The 361-nt window shown below is 56.0% G+C and carries 1 protein-coding gene; it reads left to right on the forward strand.

Annotation, left to right across the window (positions count from 1 at the left end):
• A partial coding sequence (locus ICW23_RS18800) for a Rossmann-fold NAD(P)-binding domain-containing protein (protein ID WP_188154924.1) occupies nt 1-361 on the forward strand: 361 nt, incomplete at both ends.

The raw sequence follows: 361 nt of genomic DNA on the forward strand, positions 1-361 counted from the left end.
AGCGGCGCCGTATGTGCGGCTGACGGCGAAGGTCCGCTTGAGGACCGTTATGACGCCTGCGCGGCGGAGCTGTCAGCGATCGTCACGCGTCTTATCAAAGAAAAACAGAAGAAAAAAACGCTGATCCAGCTTCTTGTCCCCGACAGGGGGGAAGACAATGTATTGGCGGGGCTGGCCGCTTTTCTGAAAACGGCTCACCTTGAACATCCGAAGCTGTACGGCCAAGTCATCCAAGCCGATCCGGACGAGCCAGCATCATCGCTTCTTGCCAAACTGAAAGAAAACCGGGCGCATCCTGAACAAGCGGAAATCCGTTATGAAGACGGCAAACGTCTCGTCAGAAACTGGCGTCATCTGCCGG

It is taken from the genome of Bacillus sp. 1021, from assembly GCF_014534735.1.
GTDB lineage: Bacteria > Bacillota > Bacilli > Bacillales > Bacillaceae > Bacillus > Bacillus siamensis.